Source organism: Sphingomonas sp. DBB INV C78 (assembly GCF_042693015.1).
Lineage (GTDB): Bacteria > Pseudomonadota > Alphaproteobacteria > Sphingomonadales > Sphingomonadaceae > Sphingomonas_E.
Genome location: NZ_CP170544.1, coordinates 2,978,186 through 2,994,915, shown reverse-complemented (window position 1 = coordinate 2,994,915; position 16,730 = coordinate 2,978,186). Strand labels below are relative to the sequence as shown.

Genomic DNA, 16,730 nt, shown 5'->3' with positions numbered 1-16,730 from the left:
GGGGATCGTCATGGACTATGCGAACAGCGCTGCCATCGTCACGGGCGGCGCATCGGGGCTGGGCGCCGCCACCGCGCGGCTGCTGGCGGCAAAGGGCTGCAAGGTCGCCATCTTCGACCTGAACGAAGAAGGAGGCGCGGCGGTGGCGGGGGAAACCGGCGGTCGCTTCTTCAAGGTGAACATCACCGACGATACCGGTGTGGCCGATGCGGTGGCGGCGGCCGAGGCTGCGCATGGCGTCGCCCGCATCCTCGTCAACTGCGCGGGCGTCGCGCCGGCGATCAAGACCTTCTCCCGCGATTTTACGCCGCATCCGCTCGATGCCTTTCGCAAGGCTGTGGAAATCAACCTCATCGGCACCTTCAACATGATCTCCAAGGTTGCCGCTCGGCTGGCGCAGGCCGATCCAGTTGGCGAGGAACGCGGCGTCATCGTCAACACCGCCTCGGTCGCCGCCTATGACGGCCAGATCGGCCAGGCGGCTTATGCGGCGTCAAAGGGCGGCGTCGTCGGCCTCACCTTGCCGATCGCGCGCGACCTCGCCCAGCACGGCATAAGGGTGATGACTATCGCGCCCGGCATCTTCTGGACGCCGATGCTCGCCGGGCTTCCGCCGGCCGCAACAGAGTCACTCGGCAAGCAGGTTCCCTTCCCGAGCCGATTGGGCAAGCCGGAAGAATTTGCACAAATGGTCGACAGCATCCTTGCCAATCCGATGCTGAACGGCGAGGTGATCCGGCTCGACGGCGCGATCCGTATGGCGCCGCGCTAAAAGGGGCATGTTAAAAGGAGATCGAGTGTCATGGCTGACAAGCCGTCGTTCCGGCTTATTCCCCACTCCAACCCCGTTCCCGATGCGGAACGGGCACAGCTGATCGCTGATCCGGGGTTCGGGAAGATCTTCACCGACCATATGGTAGTGATTCGGTGGAGCGTGGGAACCGGTTGGCATGACGCCGAGATCCGGGCACGTGAGCCCTTTCAGCTCGATCCTGCCAGTGCCGTGCTGCATTATGCGCAGGAAATCTTCGAAGGGATGAAGGCCTATCGCACCGGCGACGGCCGCGTCACCCTGTTCCGGCCGGAACAGAATGCCCGGCGCTTCAACGAGTCCGCGCACCGCATGGCGATGCCCGAGATTCCGGAGGAAATGTTCCTCGAAGCGATCGAGAAACTGGTCGCGCTCGACAAGGCATGGATTCCGGCAGGCGAGGGCAGCCTCTATCTGCGCCCCTTCATGTTCGCGAACGACGTGTTCCTGGGCGTTAGGCCCGCGTCCGAATATATCTTCTGCGCGATCGCCAGTCCCGTCGGCGCCTATTTCAAGGGTGGCGCCAAGCCGATCAAGGTCTGGGTTTCGCAAGATTATAGCCGCGCCGCGCGCGGTGGCACGGGCGCTGCCAAATGCGGCGGCAATTATGCCGGAAGCCTGCTGCCTCAGGCTGAGGCGATCCAGCGCGGCTGCGACCAGGTCGTCTTCCTCGATGCGGCCGAGCATCGCTGGGTGGAAGAGCTTGGCGGCATGAACATCTTCTTCGTGATGGATGATGGGTCGCTCATCACCCCGCCGCTTGGCACGATCCTCCCCGGTATCACGCGGGATTCGGTCATCACGCTCGCCCGCGACAATGGCCTTGTCGTCAGGGAAGAGAATTACGGCTTCGATCAGTGGCAGGCCGATGCTGCCAGCGGGCGGCTGCGCGAGGTGTTCGCGTGCGGCACCGCTGCGGTGATCGCGGCGATCGGCAAGGTCGAATCCAAAGGCAGCGAGTTCATGGTCGCCAACGGTGAAACCGGCGCGGTGACGGAAAAGCTGCGCGACGGCCTCGTGCGGCTGCAGCGTGGCGAGAGCAATGACGGCCATGGCTGGCTGCGGACGATCCCGCTCGATTGAACCATGATGAGGCAGCCCGCGCCCGCCCTTGGCTCGGTCGGCGTGGGTTGCCGCCTATTTCTGCGCTCGCGCGAATGTCGATAACAGTGGCGCGCCGGGCCGATGCGGCTGAGCCGCCTCCACGGATTGCCCGCCCGCGATCGGATCGACCGGCAGGCCTGATCGCCGCACTTCATAATGCAGATGGCTGCCGGTCGAGCGGCCGGTAGAGCCCGCTTGGCCGATCACCTGGCCGGCCTGCACGCGCTGGCCGGGCATCACCAGAATTCGCGAGAGATGGGCATAGCGGGACTCCAGCCCATCGGCATGACGGATCGTGACCAGCTTGCCATAACCCCCGGCCGTCGCGGCGACCCCGATATATCCCGCGGCTGACGCATGGACGGGTTCGCCGGGTGCCGCCGCCAGATCCACGCCGGCATGGCGCGCACGGCCGCCGTGAAGCGGATCGGTGCGCATTCCGAAGCCGGATGTGATCTGCGGCCTCGCCACCGGAACCATGCTTTCCGACCGTTGCGGCGCCTCGGCCGGCGCGTTCTCGCTCCAGTCGAGCATGCGCGCGCGAAACTGGCCATCGGCGCCGATCGGCAGACTCGCCGGCGTCTCGGCGGCGGTGTCGTCGGCTCGCGCCGTGCTCGGCAAACATGCCATGCACAGCATCATGGCGATGCCGTTGCACCATCTCATGGGCGCGGATCGATTGGGCATGGCCGGATAGATATCTGGCAGGCGTGCGGAAAGAAAGACGTTGCGCCGTCGCGTGGGTGACGCTTCATCTCATCTTGCCTATAAAAAACAACGCTTCATCGCCGATCGCAAATTGTCGCTGCGGGTTTGGGCTCACCGCTCCGTCATCGCGATGTTGGGACCGGAATGACTGTGGCCTTATCGGTTCGGTCATCGTCGGATAATGCGCCCGACAGCTAATATTCTGAGGGTCCCATGAACCTGGCTGAGATAAATCTTCTCGAAAATCTGAAGCGCGGCCGCGACGAATACGGCGTCGTCGCTGTCAAGGCCGAGTTCGAGGCGGAAGGGACCCGGCCGGATGAGTTGTTACGTCTTCTTGAGGTCGCACAGAGGGCGGATATAAAAGTCGCTCTCAAGATCGGTGGCTGTGAAGCTGTTTCAGATTTGCTGGCATCTAAGCTTTATGGTGCAGATTATATCATAGCGCCTATGGTGGAAACGCCATACGCCTTGACAAAATTTATAGAAGCAAAGACAAAAACTCACGATTCACGCGGAAATACGACGTCTTTTCTGTTCAATCTTGAAACGGAAACTACGCTGGACAATCTCGATGCGATGCTGCCCATCGCGCGCTCGGGCGTCGACGGCATCGTGTTCGGCCGCGTCGATTTCACCCTGTCGCGCGGGCTGGCGCGCAATCAAATCAATGATCGGGCGATCACCGACGCGGTTCTCCAGGTCGCGCACAAGTGCCGCGATAACGGGCTGGAGCTGGTGGTCGGCGGATCTGTCGCCATCGAGGCGATCCCGGCGCTCCGCGAGATCCGCCAGGTGCGGCTCGATCGCTTCGAAACGCGCAAGATCGTCTTCGATGGTGCGGCGCTGGATCATCGCCGGATCGAGGACGGCATCATGCACGCCGTCGCGTTCGAACTCGCCTGGCTCAAGAACAAGCGCGATTATTACAACAGCATCGCCAAGGAAGATCTCGCGCGCATCGCCATGATGGAAGCGCGGATGCCGCAGCCCAAGGTCATCCAGCACGCTGCCTGAAACAGGCTGGCCGGGCGGGCAGGGTGATCCTGCCGCCCGCCGCCACGACGATCGGTTCCCCATGAACAGATATCAGCACCTCGACCGTGCCGTGGCGACGCTTGTCCGTGCGGCCGGCGCGGCGGCGATCATGCCGCGTTTCCGTGGTCTTGCGGATGGCGACATCATCGAGAAGACGCCGGGCGAGGTGGTGACCATCGCCGATCGCGCAGCCGAAGCGATGCTGACGGAGGGTCTCACGCGACTCGACGCCGGCATCCGCGTAGTGGGTGAGGAGGCTTGCGCGGCCGATCCCGGCCTGCTCGACGGGCTCGATCGCGGCGCCGTCTGGCTGGTCGATCCGCTCGACGGCACCGCCAATTTCGCGGCCGGCCGCCGCCCGTTCGGCATCATGGTCGCGCTGCTGGTCGACGGCGTCACCGAAGCGGGGTGGCTCTATGATCCCGTCGCCAACCGTATGTGCCACGCGATCCGCGGTGGCGGCGCCTTCATCGATGGCGATCGCATCCGCGTCCATCCGGTAGCATCCGGACGCCCGTTAGCGGCGCTGGCGACCCAGTTCATGCAGGCCGAAGAGCGCGCCCGGATCGAGAGTCGCGCGGCGGAGGCCTTCGATCTCGTGCCGATCCCGCGCTGTGCGGCCGAACATTATCCGCGGCTGTGCCTGGCGGATAACGAGATCGCCATGTTCCAGCGGACGTTGCCCTGGGACCATGCGGCCGGCGCGCTGCTGTTGCAGGAAGTCGGCGGCTGCGTCGCCCGCTGGGATGGTTCGCCCTATCGTGTCGCCGATGGCCGGAACGGCCTGATCGCCGCGCCCGGCGAGGCGCTGTGGGGCCTCGCGCAGACGGCCTTGTTCGGCCACGTGGCCGCTGTCGCCGAATGACCGCCCGCCGCCTCAATACAGAGATGAAGATGCCCTCTCCCTTTCCAGCCGCGCGACAGCACCACTTCCTCGGCGCGGTGGCGACGTGGCTGCTGCTCGCACCCTTGCCGGCGCAGGCGCAGTTCCTGCCGCTCGGACCGCAGGATTCCGCGGCGACGACTTCCCCTGCACGCGCCATCGGCCCGGCGGCCGCGGCAGCGCAGATCGGGGCCGGCGCTGCCGACTCCACTGCTCCGCTGGCGCCCGTCGAGATCAGCCCCGCCGCGCCGCGCCCCGAATCCCTTTCCGGCCGGCAGTTGCGCGAGGAGGGCACGGCCGAAGCCGAGCGCGATCGCGCGATCGCCGCGGCCCGGCCGCGCCTGCCGAGCGAGTTCGAAACCTATGTGTCGACCGTCGTTGACAAGCCGCTGCGCCGGTTCGGCAGCGATCTGCTGGTGCCCGGCGCGCGCGATTTCACCAGCCCCCCCACCACCACGGTGCCGCCCGATTACCGGCTGAATCCGGGGGACGAGATCGTCATCGGGCTGGCGGGGTCGGTGCAGGCGGACGATCTGCGCCTGGTCGTCGACCCCGAGGGGCGCGTCTTCCTGCCGCGTGCCGGCGCGGTGACGGTTGCCGGCGTTCGCTATGCCGATCTGCAGGATCTGCTCGCCCGCCAGATGTCGCGCTTCTATCGCGATTTCCACCTGAGCGTCGCGGTCGGCCGGCTCCATGGCATCACCGTCTATGTCACCGGCTTCGCCGCCACGCCCGGCTCCTACACGGTCAGCAGCCTATCGACGCTGGTGAATGCAGTGCTGGCTGCGGGCGGCCCTTCGGCGGGCGGCAGCTTCCGGTCGATCCAGTTGCGCCGTGGCGGCCAGCTCGTCTCCGATTTCGACCTCTACGATCTGCTGTTGCGCGGCGATAAGGCCGGCGATTTCGCGCTCCAGAATGGCGACGTCATCTATGTCGCGCCGGTCGGCGCACAGGTCGCGGTGGTCGGCAGCGTCAACCGCGAGGCGATCTTTGAAGCCGCGCCCGGCGACTCGCTTGCCGATCTGCTCCTCTATGCCGGCGGCGCCAACACCGTCGCCGATGATGCGCGGCTGATGGTGCTGAACCCGCTCGCGGGATCGACCGGCGGCTGGGAGGAGTTGACGCCGGCCGAAGCGAACGCGCGCAAGGCCGGCCGCAGCGAGATCGTCCGCGTCCTCTCGGCCGTCGGTATCGCCCGCCCGCTCGGCCAGCAGCCGGTGCTGGTCACCGTCGGCGGCGAGGTCGCGCGGCCGGGGCGTTATTATTTTCAGCCCGGCACGGCGATGGGCGATGTCATCGCCAAGGCCGGCGGCCTGACCGGCCACGCTTTCCCTTATGCGACCGTGGTGACGCGCGAGAGCGTCCGCCAGCAGCAGCGATTGAGTTTTCAGCGCGCGATCCGTGACCTTGAGCTCCAGTTGACGACGCAGCCGCTGGTCTCGATCAACCGCGCCGATCAGATGCAGCCAGCCTATCTGCAGGCTGTCCAGTCGGTGATCGCACAGTTCCGCAGCCGCGAGCCCGATGGCCGGCTGGTGCTCGACGTGTCCGCCGATGCGACTTCGCTGCCCGGCGATCTCGTGCTCGAAAATAACGACACCATCTATATTCCGCCGCAGCCGGTGACGGTGGGCGTGTTCGGTGCGGTGCCGAGCTCGGCCTCGTTCCGCTACGCACCGGGCCGCACCATCGGCGATTATCTGAAGAACGCCGGCGGCGTCAGCAAGATGGGCGACAAATCGACGATCTTCGTCGTGCGCGCCAATGGATCGGTCGTCACGAAGCGGAGCGGTGGCGGCACGGTCACCGGCGCACCCGCGCTGCCGGGCGATCTGGTCTATGTGCCGATCGAGACGGGCCGTGGCGAATTCTGGGCGCGGCTGCGCGATATCACCAGCACATTGTTCGGCGGCGTTGCTGCGGCGGCGTCGATCAAGGTGCTCGCGGAATGACGAGCCTCGCTTCCCTCGCGCATGCCGTCCGGCGCGGCGTCGCGGACGCACGCCAGCGTCGCCGCGGCTATGCGATTGCGGCGCTGGTGCTGCTGGTCCTTACCATCTGGCCGCAACCCTTCCTCGCCCGCGCCAAGATCATGCCGCAGGATAATAGCAGCGGCGGCGTCTCCTCCATGCTCAACGCGCTGGGCAGCCAGATGTCGGGCTTCGCCACGCTGCTCGGCGGCGGACGCCCGCCCATCGACGTCTATCTTGCCGTCGGGCGGAGCGACGATGTGGCGCTCGACGTCATCCACCGGCTCAAGCTCGTCGGGCCGTCGGCGCCTTATGCCACCACCGAAAAGGCCAGGCTTGCGCTCGCCCGCAAGGTCGATGTCCATTCGCTGCCGGGCGGCATATTGGAGATCGAGACGACGACGCACGAAGCGGCCGAGGCGCGGGCGCTGACGCATGCCTATGTCGCGGCGATCAGCGATCGCATCGGCACGCTCGGCCAGGAACGGATCATCACCAAGCGCAAGGTGGTCGACCGGCGCTTTGGCGAGGCGGTCCGCCGGCTCACCCAGACGCAGGCTGCACTTAACGAATTTCGTCGCCGCAACCGGCTGGCGGAGCCCGAAGCCCAGTTCGGCTCTGCCCTGATGCAGCGGGCCGATCTCGAAGCGCGGCTGCAGGCGAAACAGGTTCAGCTCGAAGCGATCCGGCGCATCGCCGGCCCGGAAAATGTCCAGCTCCGCCAGCTCGAAGCGGAGGCCGCGGCGCTCCGCGCGCAGGTCCAGCGCAGCACTACGCCGACGCAGGGGGCGGGCGGGCCGAACGTCGCGGGCCTGGCCGAGGTATCGGCCGAATATCTCAATCTCTATCGCGACTATCGCTTCGCCCAGGCGCTCTATGAAGCCTATTCGCGCCTGTCGGAGCAGGTCGCGGTCGATGAACTGACCGCACAGAGCGCCGCCGAGGTGCAGATCCTCGAACAGCCGCGCCTCGATGCCGGCCGCCATTTCAACATTCCGGCGGTCGCCCTGCTTGTCCTGCTGGTGGTGTTGGCGCTGTTCACCGAACTTTACGCCCCTTCCACCGGCATCGTCTTGTTCGGCGACGCCCGCCGTGAGGACTGAGGCGATGCCGGAACTCTCAGTGGTTATCCCGTGCTTCAACGAGGAGGAGAATGTCCGCGCCATCCACGCCGAGGTGAAGGCGGTGGCGGAACGGCATGCGACCTCCTACGAGATCATCTTCATCGACAACCAGTCGCAGGATCGGACGCGCGATCTGCTGCGTGAGATCTGCGCCGCCGATCCCCACACGCGCGCCATCTTCAACAACCGCAATTACGGCCAGATGCGTTCGCCGACCCACGGCATCTATCAGGCGCGCGGCGATGCGGTGATTGGGATGTGCGCGGACTTCCAGGACCCGCCGGCGATGATCGGCGAATTCCTGCGGCTGTGGCGCGCCGGCGCGCAAGTGGTGCTGGCGCAGCGCCGCAGCGAGAAGACCGGTCCGCTGCTCCACCTGATTCGCCGGGGCGGATACAGCTTTCTCGGCCGTTTCGCCGATTATCCCGTGGTTCCGGGCGCGACCGGCTTCGGTCTGTTCGATCGTGCCGTGGTGGAGGAATTGGCGCGCTGGAACGAACCCGAGCCCTTCTTCCGCGGGATGGTCGTCGAAGCCGGCTTTCGGCTGGCGATCGTTCCCTTCGATCGGCCCCAGCGCGCTGCCGGCGAAACCAAGAATGATCTCGGGACGCTGGTCGATTTCGCCATTTCGGGCATCGCCGGTTCGTCCAAGTCGCTGCTGCGCTGGCCGATCAAGGGCTCCGTCTATGCCGGTGTCCTTGCCGTCCTGCTGCTCTGCACCGGGTTGGGCGCGGCGCTGCTCGGCGCATCCGCCTGGCCCTTCCTCTCCTTCGGCGTCCCGATGGCGATGTTCGCCATGCTGATGCTGTTCGTCGGCCTGATCGGCGAACAGGTTCGGATGATCTCCGAACGCACCCGCAACGTGCCGCTGGTGATCGAGGAGGAACGGCTGAATTTCGTGGGCGAACGCGCCGCCGCGGACGTCCGGCCGTGAAGGACGTGCGGCCCACGGCACGCCCCATCGCGGAGATGCTTCTCGCCGCGCTGGTGGTTGCAAGCTTCGGCTGGCTGCTGTGGGCCTTCTTCACGCGCGGCTATCTGCCGCAGCCCTTCCTCGTCGACACCAACGACACGTTCATGGATTGGTTCAACACCGCTTACTGGTCCAACAACGAAGGCGCCTATGATGTCTGGCGGACGGTCTATCCGCCGCTTTCCTTCACGTTCCTGAAGCTGTTCAGCCTGCCCGGCTGCTACATCAATTCGCCCTTCCAGGGGCGCGATTGCGATTGGTTCGGGCAGCTTGCGATCCTCGCGTCCTACGCGATTAGCGTGGTGCTCGCCTGGGTCGCCTTCCGCCGCGCCGATCCCCGCACGGCGGCCGTGCGCGGTATCACCTTCGCGCTCGGCCTGCCGATGCTGTTCGCGCTGGAACGCGGCAACCTCATCCTGCCCTGCATGGCCTTCTTCGTGATCGCGCATGGCGATATCGTCCGCTCTCCGCGCTGGCGGGCTTTTGCCGCCGCGATGACGATCAACTTCAAGCCCTATCTGCTGCTGCCGGTGCTGGCGCTCGGCCTCAAGCGCGACTGGCGCGCGCTGGAACTGGCCGGGATCGCGACCCTTGCGATCTACCTCGTCACCTATGCGCTGGTCGGCGCCGGCAGCCCGATCGAGATCGTCGACAATATGCGCAACTGGGTCGTCACTTTCGTCGGCGGCAATGTGTGGGAACAGATCTATTATTCGACCACCTACGCATCGCTCCTACCGATCTGGTCGACGCCGATCCCGATCCTTGCCTACCTGCCGTCGCGCACGGTCGAGGCGATCATGTGGGGCGTGCCGATCCTGATCCGCACGAGCCAGGCGCTGGCTCTCCTTTGCCTGTTGGGCGCCTGGCTGCAGCCGCGGGCGTTGCCGATCGGTCGGGTATCGGCGCTGCTGCTGGCGGTCTCGCTCGCCAGCCAGTCGCCCGGCGGATACACCCAGGCGTTTCTGATCTTCCTCGTGTTTCTGGAGCCGTGGCGGCGGCCGGGGCCGATCATCGCCATCATCGCCGCTTATCTGCTGTCCATATCGGCCGATTGGATCATCTCGCCCTTCCCGGACATGGTTTCGCGGAGCTGGCTGAGCGGCCAGCCGGTGATCGGCCATTTCGGTATGGCGATCGGCCAGTTCGTCCGTCCCGGCCTCATCCTTCTCATCCTCTGGGCGCTGGCGCTCGACAGCCTCTGGCTGATCTGGCGCGCGCACCGCGACCATGCCCCGTCCTTGGGGCTGGCGATTGCGCCCAACCATGAAGGAGCGCTCGCCGCATGACGGTGATGACGCAGGTGCAGCGCCCCTGGGCGTTCGCCGACGATCTCGATGCGATGTTCGCGGCACTCGGCCCGCTCTGGCCCGAACTGCGCGGCGCGCGCATCTTCATGACCGGCGGCACCGGCTTCATCGGCCGCTGGATGCTCGAAGCGCTGGTCGATGCCGAGCGCCGGCTGGGGCTGGGCATCGAGATCCTGCTGCTCAGCCGCGATCCCGACGGCTTCCGGCGTCGCTGCCCCCATCTCGCGCAATCGCCGCTGGTTCATTGCGTTCCGGGCGACGTGTCCGATTTCTCGGAGGGGGAGGGCGACTTCACCCACATCATCCACGCCGCGACCGACGCCAGCGCCGATCTCAACCGCCACGATCCGCGCCGGATGTTCACGACGATCGTCGACGGCACGCGCCGCGCGCTCGATTTCGCACTCGAACGCAACTGCCACCGCTTCTTCTACCTCAGTTCCGGCGCCGTCTATGGCGCGCAGCCGGCGGGCATGTATCATGTGGCCGAGGATTGGACCGGCGGCCCCAACTGCCTCGATCCGCTGTCGGCCTATGGCGAGGGCAAGCGCGCGGCAGAGATGCTGTGCGCGATCTACGGACGCCAGTTCGGCCTCGACATCGTCAACGCCCGCATCTTCGCATTGCTCGGGCCATTGCTGTCGCTCGACATCCATTTCGCGGCCGGCAATTTCATCCGCGATGCGCTGAACGGACGGAAAGTGCGCGTCGAAGGCGCGGGCACGGCGGTCCGCTCCTACCTCTACGCCGCCGATCTCGCGATCTGGCTATGGACGATCCTGATCCGGGGGGAGACGGGCGCCACCTTCAATGTCGGATCGGAAGAAGCGGTCTCGATCGCCGATCTCGCGCGCCGTGTCGCTGCGATCCTGGGCAATGCCCCGGTCGAAATCCTCGGCAAGCCCGATCCCGGCTGGAATCCGGGGCGCTACGTGCCCTCGACCGCGCACATTGAGGGCGCGCTTGGCGTGCGCCCGATCGTCAATCTGGATGAAGCGATCCGCCGCACGGCGATCTGGAATGGATGGCAATCATGACATTGATGAAACTCTCGGACTGGGTGGCCGGACAGGTGGCAGCCCGCGGGATCGAGCATGTCTTCATGCTTACCGGCGGCGGTGCCATGCACCTCAACCATTCGCTCGGCACGCATCCGCGACTGCAATGCACCTTCACCCATCATGAGCAGGCCCTGGCGATGGCGGCCGAGGCCTATTACCGGCTGACCAACCGGCTGGCGGTGGTGAACGTGACGTCAGGCCCCGGCGGCACCAACGCGATCACCGGCGTCTATGGCGCCTATGTCGATTCCATCGGCATGCTGGTGATTTCCGGCCAGGTGAAGACCGAAACGACGGTGCGGTCGACCGGGCTGCCGCTTCGCCAATATGGCGATCAGGAACTCGACATCGAGGAACTGGTCCGCCCGATCACCAAATATGCAGTGATGGTCACCGATCCCCGGTCGATCCGCTACCATCTCGAAAAGGCGATCTATCTGGCCACCTCGGGGCGGCCGGGGCCGTGCTGGCTGGATATCCCGCTCGACGTGCAGGCCGCCAAGATCGATCCCGACGATCTGCTGCCCGGCTTCGATCCTGCCGAGCTGGACGAGCCGTGGAAGCATACCGACCTTGATGCCACCGCCGAGGAGATCCTGGCGCGCCTGCGCGCGGCCGAGCGACCGGTTATTTTCGCTGGCGGTGGCGTCCGTCTGAGCGGGGCCTATGCCGATTTCCTTCAACTGGTCGAACGCCTGGGCGTGCCGGTCGTGACCGGCTGGAACGCGCATGACTTGTTGTGGAACGATCATCCGCTTTATGCCGGGCGGCCGGGCACCGTGGGCGATCGCGGCGGCAATATGGTGACGCAGAGCGCGGACTTCCTGCTCATCCTCGGCAGCCGGCTCAACATCCGCCAGGTCAGCTACAATTGGAAGACCTTCGCGCGCGCCGCCTACAAGATATGGGTCGACATTGATCCGGTCGAAATGCGCAAGCCGACCGTGACGCCGGACATGCCGGTCGTCGCGAACCTCGCCGATCTCATCCCCGTGCTGCTCGCCCAACCCTATGACGGCCCGACTGAAGCGCATCGCGAATGGCTCGGCTGGGCACGCGAACGCGTCCGGCGTTTCCCTGCGGTGCTGCCCGAATATCGCGATCATGCGCTCGTCCACCCCTATGTCGCGATGGCGGAACTGTTCGACCAGCTCGACGAGGATGACGTGGTCGTCACCGGCAATGGCAGCGCCTGCGTGGTGAGCTTCCAGGCGGCGACCCTGAAGCGCGGCCAGCGGCTCTGGACCAATTCGGGCTGCGCGACGATGGGCTATGACCTGCCCGCGGCGATCGGTGTCTGCGCGGCGACCGGGAATAATCAGCGGGTGATCTCCCTCGCCGGTGACGGCAGCATCATGATGAACCTGCAGGAATTGCAGACGATCGCGGGTGCCAATCTGCCGGTGAAGGTCTTCCTGCTCAACAATAGCGGCTATGTCTCGATCTTCCAGACGCACCGCAACTTCTTCAACGGTGTCGAGGTCGGCGGTGGGCCCAAGAGCAATGTGACCTTCCCTGATTTCGGCAAGGTCGCCGCCGCCTTCGGCTTTGCCTATTTCCGCACCGCCAGCCACGACGATATCGCCGCGACCTTCAAGGCGGCGCTGGCCGAACCGGGGCCGGTGATCTGCGAGATCTTCCTGGACGAGAATGTCTCCTTCGCGCCCAAGCTCGGGGCCAAGCAGCATCCCGACGGCCGGATCACCTCGCCCGCGCTTGAGGATCTGTCGCCCTTCCTGCCGCGCGAAGTGCTGCGCGAAAATATGCTGATCGAGTTGATCGAGGAGGCATGAGATCCTTGCGATCATGGATCGGCGCGATGTTGCGCGACGGCGGGCGGCCCCTGCGCTTCCTGATCGCTGGCGGCGCGAACACCGTGTTCGGCCTGTCGATCTTCCCGATCCTGTTGTGGGCGAGCCCGCTGCTCCGCGTCCATTATATGGTGGCGCTGCTGATCGCGCAGGCGGTCAGCCTGCTGTTCGCGTTCACGACCTACAAGTTCGGCGTCTTCCGCACCCGCGGCAATGTGCTGCGCGAATTCGTGGCTTTCTCCTCCTTCTACCTCGCGAACTATGCCGCGAACTGGCTGGCGCTGCCGCTGCTCGTCGAGATCGCCGGGCTGAAGCCGGTCATCGCCCAGCTCGGCTTCGCGCTCATCGTCATCGTGGGCTCCTATTTCTGGCACAGCCGGATCAGTTTCCGCCCGTCTTATTCCCCCATGCAGGCAAGCTCTCAGGAGATGAAATGCGAACCGTAATACTGGCCGGTGGCCTCGGCAGCCGCCTTGGCGAGGAAACCTCCACCCGGCCCAAGCCGATGGTCGAGATCGGCGGCATGCCGATATTGTGGCACATCATGAAGATCTATTCGGCCGCGGGGCTGAACGACTTCGTGATCTGCCTCGGTTACAAGGGCTATATGATCAAGGAGTTCTTCGCGAACTACTTCCTTCATACCGCCGACGTTACCATCAACCTCGGCAATAACGAGCTGGAGGTCCATCAGACCCGCAGCGAGCCGTGGCGTATCACACTGGTGGAAACCGGCGCCCACGCCATGACGGGCGGCCGGCTGAAGGCGATCCAGTCTTACCTGCGGCCGGGCGAGCCCTTCTGCTTCACCTATGGCGATGGCGTCGCCGATATCGACGTGGCCGAACTGGTCCGTTTCCACCGCTCGCACGGTCAACTCGCGACGATCACCTCGGTCGCGCCTCCCGGCCGCTTCGGCGCGCTTGAGTTCAACGGCGATCGCGTCGTCAGCTTCCGGGAAAAGCCGGCGGGCGATGGCGGCCAGATCAACGGCGGCTTCTTCGTCGCGGACCCGTGCGTGCTCGATCTGATCGAGGGGCCGGACACCACCTGGGAAGCAGCACCCCTCGAACATCTCGCGCGAACCGGCGAGCTGGTGGCCTATCGCCATGGCGGCTTCTGGCAGCCGATGGATACGCTGCGTGACAAGCAATATCTGGAAGGGCTGTGGCAGACCGGCCAGGCGCCGTGGAAGCGCTGGTGATGCCATCCGAAACATGGCGCGGCCGGCGCGTTCTCGTCACCGGCCACACCGGCTTCAAGGGGAGCTGGCTTTCGCTCTGGCTCCACCAGATGGGTGCCGAGGTGACGGGCTTTGCGCTGCCCGCGCCCACCGATCCCAGCCTGTTCGAAGCCGCGCGCATCGCCGATCTGATCCGTCATGTCGAAGGTGACGTGCGCGATCTCGCCGCGGTCGAGGCGGCGATGGTCGAGGCGAAGCCCGAAATCATCTTCCACCTCGCCGCGCAGCCGCTGGTGCGCCTGTCTTATGCCGAACCGGTCGAAACCTATGCCACCAACGTGATGGGCACGGTCCATGTGCTGGAGGCTGCGCGGCGCGTCGGCGGCGTTGCGGCCATGGTCTGCGTCACCAGCGACAAATGCTATGAAAATCGCGAATGGGTCTGGCCCTATCGCGAAGGCGATCCGATGGGCGGGCACGATCCCTATAGCAGCAGCAAAGGCTGTGCGGAGCTGGTCGTCGCGGCGTATCGCAGCTCGTTTTTTAACGCGGACGACGCGCCCGCTCTCGCCTCGGTCCGCGCCGGCAATGTCATTGGCGGCGGCGATTGGGCGTTGGATCGGCTCGTGCCTGATCTCGTGCGCGCCTTCCAGCAGGGCGTCTCGCCCATGATCCGCTCGCCCCAGGCAGTCCGGCCCTGGCAGCATGTGCTCGAAGCACTGGGCGGCTATCTCCAGATCGCCGAACGACTGCTTGGCGGCGAGCGCCGCTTCGCCGACGCCTGGAATTTCGGCCCGGCCGATGACGATGCCCGCCCGGTCGGCTGGATCGTCGATCGGATGCGCCGCGCCTGGGGGGATGGCGCGCTGGAATCCGCTGCCGATGATGGCCCCGCACCGCATGAGGCGGGCCTGCTCCGGCTCGATTGCTCCAAGGCGAGGGCCGCACTCGGCTGGCGCCCGTCGCTACGGCTGGAAGACACGATCGACTGGATCGTCCAATGGCACCGCCAGGTGGATGAAGGCGCCGATGCCCGCACGGTGACGCTGGCACAGATCGCCGAATATCGACGGCGCGTCGGGATGGCCGGACAGTCGATGGAATTGTCCGCGGCATGAAAATCGGCCGCACCGGCTTGCTGCTGCTTGCGATTCTTGGCGTCGCACTGGCCGTGCGGCTCTATGGCATCGGCTTCGGCCTGCCCGCCTTGCTCGATCCGGACGAGCCGCTATTCGTCGTCAGCGCGCTCAAGCTGCTGAAAGATCAAACGCTCAACCCCGGCTGGTTCGGCCACCCCGGCACGACCACGATCTACGCGCTGTCTTTGATCGACATCCTCGTTTTCGGCCTCGGCCATTTGACCGGGCGATTGCCCGACACCGCTGCCTTTGCCGCCGCCATCTATCATGATCCATCGATCGTGGTGCTGCCGGGCCGCACCTTCGTCGCCTTGTGCGGCGTCGGCTGCGTCTATCTCTGCTTCCTGATCGGGCGCCGACTATATGACGATCGCGTGGGGCTTCTCGCGGCGGCCCTGCTGGCGATCAATCCGTTGCACATCAGCTGGTCGCAGGTGATCCGCACCGATGTGCAGGCGACGGTCTTCATGCTGCTCTGCGTGCTGTCCTCAATCGCCATCGCCAGGCAGGGCCGGCTGCGGGATTATCTGCTCGCCGGCATCTGGGTGGGGCTGGGCACGGCGACCAAATGGCCGGCGGCCACCATCATCGCCTGCGTCGCTGGCGCCGCCTTGCTGCGCCTGCGGGATCATCCGGGCGACCGTCCCCAAACCATCGCGCGTCTCGCAATCGCCGCCGCCGCCGCGGTGGCGACCTTGCTGATCGTGTCGCCTTATCTGCTGATCGATCACGCCACCGTCCTCGCCAATCTCGGCCGGGAGGCCCGCCCCCAGCATCTCGGGGCGACCGGCGGTGGTCTCATTGCCAACCTCGGCTGGTATCTGTCAGAACCGATGCGCGCCTCGCTCGGGCTCAGCGGTCTCGTCTTCGCGCTGGCTGGCCTGATGCTGTCACTGCGCAATGCCATTGCGCGCTGCGTGCTGCTGCCGGGCTTCCTGCTGTTCCTGCTGGCCATTTCATCGGAATCGCTGATCTGGGCGCGCTGGATCGTCCCGCTACTGCCCTTCCTTTGCCTGTTCGCAGCGCTGGCGATCCGTGACGCCGGCGCCTGGATGGGCCGCGTCGGGCTGCTCAGCGGATGGGCGGCGCAGGCGATGATCCTCGGCCTCATCGCCACGCCGCTTGCGCTGACGGTGGAGGCCAATGCGGCCGAGCGGCGCAATGACACCCGCACGCTCGCCGCGGATTGGGCGCGGCGGCACATTCCCGCCGATGCCCATATCGCGATCGAGCATCTGGCCTTCGACATGCTGGGGGCAAAGCGGGGGTGGACCTTCCTCTTCCCTGCCGGCGAATATGGCTGCATCAACGGCAATCAGGCGCTCGCAGGGCAGGTGCGCTTCGGCGACACCGAACGATGGCGCAAGGGTCGTTCGATCCTCGATCTCGGCACGATCAATCGCGATCGGATGGACACGTGCCGCGCGGACTATGCGATCGTCTCGCACCTCGATCGCTACCAGCGCGAAGCCAGCCTCTACCCGCGGGAGATTGCCACCTATCGCGCGCTGCTCGGCCAGGGGCAGGTGGTCGCGAGTTTCCGGCCCCGCACCGGCCACATCGGCGGCCCGGCCGTACAGATCGTCCGCCTCGACAAGGCTCGCTAGACTGCTTG

Annotated in this window: 15 protein-coding genes; 14 read left to right on the top strand and 1 reads right to left on the bottom strand. The window is 65.8% G+C overall.

Annotation, left to right across the window (positions count from 1 at the left end; genetic code table 11):
- The first annotated feature begins 10 nt into the window (after nucleotides 1–10).
- Together ACFB49_RS13980 and ACFB49_RS13975 are read left to right on the top strand one after the other, a co-directional pair.
- Entirely contained in the window at nucleotides 11–772 is a 762-nt protein-coding gene (locus ACFB49_RS13980) for an SDR family NAD(P)-dependent oxidoreductase (RefSeq protein ID WP_380871836.1), read from the top strand.
- A 30-nt stretch (nucleotides 773–802) separates the two neighbouring features.
- Nucleotides 803–1,894 carry a branched-chain amino acid aminotransferase gene (locus ACFB49_RS13975; RefSeq protein ID WP_380871835.1) on the top strand — a complete coding sequence of 364 codons (1,092 nt, stop codon included), beginning with the start codon at nucleotides 803–805 and terminating at the stop codon, nucleotides 1,892–1,894.
- Between the two features lie 54 nt (nucleotides 1,895–1,948).
- Here ACFB49_RS13975 and ACFB49_RS13970 read toward each other — a convergent pair whose 3' ends face one another.
- Nucleotides 1,949–2,545 carry a M23 family metallopeptidase gene (locus tag ACFB49_RS13970; protein ID WP_380871834.1) on the bottom strand — a complete coding sequence of 199 codons (597 nt, stop codon included), beginning with the start codon at nucleotides 2,543–2,545 and terminating at the stop codon, nucleotides 1,949–1,951.
- 291 nt (nucleotides 2,546–2,836) lie between these two features.
- Here ACFB49_RS13970 and ACFB49_RS13965 point away from each other — a divergent pair, with 291 nt between their 5' ends.
- The 12 genes from ACFB49_RS13965 to ACFB49_RS13910 all read left to right on the top strand — a co-directional run bounded on the left by ACFB49_RS13965 (nucleotide 2,837) and on the right by ACFB49_RS13910 (nucleotide 16,722).
- Nucleotides 2,837–3,640, top strand: a complete 804-nt coding sequence (locus ACFB49_RS13965) for an aldolase/citrate lyase family protein (protein ID WP_380871833.1) — start codon at nucleotides 2,837–2,839, stop codon at nucleotides 3,638–3,640.
- A 61-nt stretch (nucleotides 3,641–3,701) separates the two neighbouring features.
- On the top strand, nucleotides 3,702–4,526 hold the full coding sequence (locus ACFB49_RS13960) for an inositol monophosphatase family protein (protein WP_380871832.1): 825 nt from the start codon (nucleotides 3,702–3,704) through the stop codon (nucleotides 4,524–4,526).
- Between the two features lie 29 nt (nucleotides 4,527–4,555).
- On the top strand, nucleotides 4,556–6,496 hold the full coding sequence (locus ACFB49_RS13955; protein WP_380871831.1) for an SLBB domain-containing protein: 1,941 nt from the start codon (nucleotides 4,556–4,558) through the stop codon (nucleotides 6,494–6,496).
- Nucleotides 6,493–7,617 (top strand): capsule biosynthesis protein, encoded by a 1,125-nt coding sequence (locus ACFB49_RS13950; protein WP_380871830.1) that lies wholly within the window; start codon nucleotides 6,493–6,495, stop codon nucleotides 7,615–7,617. The genes ACFB49_RS13955 and ACFB49_RS13950 overlap by 4 nt, the downstream gene beginning before the upstream one ends.
- Nucleotides 7,618–7,636: 19 nt before the next feature.
- A complete protein-coding gene (locus tag ACFB49_RS13945) occupies nucleotides 7,637–8,572 on the top strand; it encodes a glycosyltransferase family 2 protein (protein WP_380871829.1) in 936 nt (311 codons plus the stop codon).
- Nucleotides 8,569–9,900: a hypothetical protein gene (locus tag ACFB49_RS13940; protein ID WP_380871828.1), complete on the top strand. Its 1,332-nt coding sequence runs from the start codon at nucleotides 8,569–8,571 to the stop codon at nucleotides 9,898–9,900. Before ACFB49_RS13945 ends, ACFB49_RS13940 begins: the two co-directional genes overlap by 4 nt.
- Entirely contained in the window at nucleotides 9,897–10,958 is a 1,062-nt protein-coding gene (locus tag ACFB49_RS13935) for an NAD-dependent epimerase/dehydratase family protein (RefSeq protein WP_380871827.1), read from the top strand. The genes ACFB49_RS13940 and ACFB49_RS13935 overlap by 4 nt, the downstream gene beginning before the upstream one ends.
- Nucleotides 10,955–12,775 (top strand): thiamine pyrophosphate-binding protein, encoded by a 1,821-nt coding sequence (locus ACFB49_RS13930; RefSeq protein WP_380871826.1) that lies wholly within the window; start codon nucleotides 10,955–10,957, stop codon nucleotides 12,773–12,775. The genes ACFB49_RS13935 and ACFB49_RS13930 overlap by 4 nt, the downstream gene beginning before the upstream one ends.
- Nucleotides 12,772–13,239, top strand: coding sequence for a GtrA family protein (locus tag ACFB49_RS13925; RefSeq protein WP_380871825.1), 468 nt, complete (start codon nucleotides 12,772–12,774; stop codon nucleotides 13,237–13,239). The genes ACFB49_RS13930 and ACFB49_RS13925 overlap by 4 nt, the downstream gene beginning before the upstream one ends.
- Nucleotides 13,227–13,997: a glucose-1-phosphate cytidylyltransferase gene (gene rfbF / locus ACFB49_RS13920; protein ID WP_380871824.1), complete on the top strand. Its 771-nt coding sequence runs from the start codon at nucleotides 13,227–13,229 to the stop codon at nucleotides 13,995–13,997. The genes ACFB49_RS13925 and rfbF overlap by 13 nt, the downstream gene beginning before the upstream one ends.
- Nucleotides 13,961–15,094 carry a CDP-glucose 4,6-dehydratase gene (rfbG, locus tag ACFB49_RS13915; protein WP_380871823.1) on the top strand — a complete coding sequence of 378 codons (1,134 nt, stop codon included), beginning with the start codon at nucleotides 13,961–13,963 and terminating at the stop codon, nucleotides 15,092–15,094. Before rfbF ends, rfbG begins: the two co-directional genes overlap by 37 nt.
- The gene (locus ACFB49_RS13910; RefSeq protein WP_380871822.1) at nucleotides 15,091–16,722 is read left to right on the top strand and encodes an ArnT family glycosyltransferase; all 1,632 of its coding nucleotides are present in this window, start codon (nucleotides 15,091–15,093) and stop codon (nucleotides 16,720–16,722) included. The genes rfbG and ACFB49_RS13910 overlap by 4 nt, the downstream gene beginning before the upstream one ends.
- Nucleotides 16,723–16,730 lie beyond the last annotated feature (8 nt).

Coding starts and splice junctions, on each gene's coding strand:
- ACFB49_RS13955 (WP_380871831.1), top strand. CDS start 4,556: ATGCCCTCTCCCTTTCCAGCCGCGCGACAGCACCACTTCCTCGGCGCG.
- ACFB49_RS13980 (WP_380871836.1), top strand. CDS start 11: ATGGACTATGCGAACAGCGCTGCCATCGTCACGGGCGGCGCATCGGGG.
- ACFB49_RS13935 (WP_380871827.1), top strand. CDS start 9,897: ATGACGGTGATGACGCAGGTGCAGCGCCCCTGGGCGTTCGCCGACGAT.
- ACFB49_RS13930 (WP_380871826.1), top strand. CDS start 10,955: ATGACATTGATGAAACTCTCGGACTGGGTGGCCGGACAGGTGGCAGCC.
- ACFB49_RS13975 (WP_380871835.1), top strand. CDS start 803: ATGGCTGACAAGCCGTCGTTCCGGCTTATTCCCCACTCCAACCCCGTT.
- ACFB49_RS13910 (WP_380871822.1), top strand. CDS start 15,091: ATGAAAATCGGCCGCACCGGCTTGCTGCTGCTTGCGATTCTTGGCGTC.
- ACFB49_RS13970 (WP_380871834.1), bottom strand. CDS start 2,545: ATGGCATGTTTGCCGAGCACGGCGCGAGCCGACGACACCGCCGCCGAG.
- ACFB49_RS13965 (WP_380871833.1), top strand. CDS start 2,837: ATGAACCTGGCTGAGATAAATCTTCTCGAAAATCTGAAGCGCGGCCGC.
- ACFB49_RS13925 (WP_380871825.1), top strand. CDS start 12,772: ATGAGATCCTTGCGATCATGGATCGGCGCGATGTTGCGCGACGGCGGG.
- rfbF (WP_380871824.1), top strand. CDS start 13,227: ATGCGAACCGTAATACTGGCCGGTGGCCTCGGCAGCCGCCTTGGCGAG.
- ACFB49_RS13950 (WP_380871830.1), top strand. CDS start 6,493: ATGACGAGCCTCGCTTCCCTCGCGCATGCCGTCCGGCGCGGCGTCGCG.
- ACFB49_RS13960 (WP_380871832.1), top strand. CDS start 3,702: ATGAACAGATATCAGCACCTCGACCGTGCCGTGGCGACGCTTGTCCGT.